1 protein-coding gene is annotated in these 1,219 nt (G+C 66.1%); it reads right to left on the bottom strand.

The window, feature by feature from the left end; translation table 11 throughout:
* Nucleotides 1-441 precede the first annotated feature (441 nt).
* Nucleotides 442-1,074 carry a class I SAM-dependent methyltransferase gene (locus U9977_RS26745; protein WP_416210794.1) on the bottom strand — a complete coding sequence of 211 codons (633 nt, stop codon included), beginning with the start codon at nucleotides 1,072-1,074 and terminating at the stop codon, nucleotides 442-444.
* Nucleotides 1,075-1,219: the final 145 nt, after the last annotated feature.

A 1,219-nucleotide genomic window follows, 5' to 3' on the forward strand; every position in this document is an offset into this window, starting at 1 on the left:
TCGCCGGCCCGAGGTCGCGCCTATTGCCGACCGCACGAGGTTTGAGCAGGCGAGCAGTCCGTCCGGTCGCCCGGTCACCGTGCTTCGCGCCTGACCGCTCTGCGCGCCTGACCGGCGGGTTCCCACCTTCGGCGAGACTCCTTCATCCGATCGGCATCGCCGGATCTCCGACCAGTACAGGCGAGTGCCGGGCCCTGTCCTGAGATTTCGGCACCGGAGGCGCGGAGAAAACAGGAATGCCTGAAGGGCGTGTTTGAGAAGCATCTGTCCGGCTCGCGTGCCCCCGCATTCCGCCTGGCTTTGTTGTCGTCGGCCCGGATAGAACGCCGCTATCTGGGTTTTTTTGTATTTTGTTAGTCGGGCGCGGCCGGCCGGCTCTCTGACCGAACGACACGTCCCAAACACGTCCTGGACCGTCTCCTGCTGACGTTTCGTCAGCGGTCAGGTTCGGGTGATGGCGGTCAGCCAGGCCGGGATGCTGGTGGGTCCGAGGGTGATCTCGATTTCGGCCGATTCGATCGAGTCGATCTGCCAGCCGTCGTCGAAGCTTGCGGTGATCTCGTCGCGGGTCAGCCTACGCGGACCCGTATCGCCCGGTTGGCGGTCGCTGAAGCCGAGCATGAAATAGCGGCCGCCGGGTGGGATCGTCGACCGCAGACTCGCGGTGAACCGGAGGCGATCGTCGTCGGTGAACACGTGGAACAGTCCACAGTCGAGCACCGTGTCGAACTGTTCACCCAGCTGCTCCAGCTCAAGGGCGTCGCCGACCAGAAACCTGACGGTCAGACTCCGGTCGGCAGCCTTGCGTCGGGCGCGGGCGATGGCCGCCGCTGCGGTGTCCATGCCAGTGGCATCCAGCCCGAGGCGAGCGGCCATCAGGGCGTGTTCCCCGGTTCCGCAGCCGACATCGAGGACTCGTCCGCGGAGCACGCCGGCGTCGGCCAGGTCCAGGAACGCCGGTTGAGGCCGGCCGATGTCCCACGGGGGCGTGCCCTGGTAGAAGGTGTCGAAGTCGATGGGCCGCCGTGGTTTCAGCGGATCGGACGTGCCCACGGGACTCTCCGGACTGGCCATGGGTCGATCCTCCTCCCTGAACATCACGTGTGCACGGTCCTGGTGGTTGGGGTACCAGGTGACGGTGTCGAGGAACGTCACGGTGGAGTCGGTGGAGTCGGCATCTACGCGACGAGGAACACCGGCGCGAGTCGCCGTATCCGTT

The sequence above is a fragment of the Protofrankia sp. Cas8 genome, assembly GCF_963555845.1.
GTDB lineage: Bacteria > Actinomycetota > Actinomycetes > Frankiales > Frankiaceae > Protofrankia.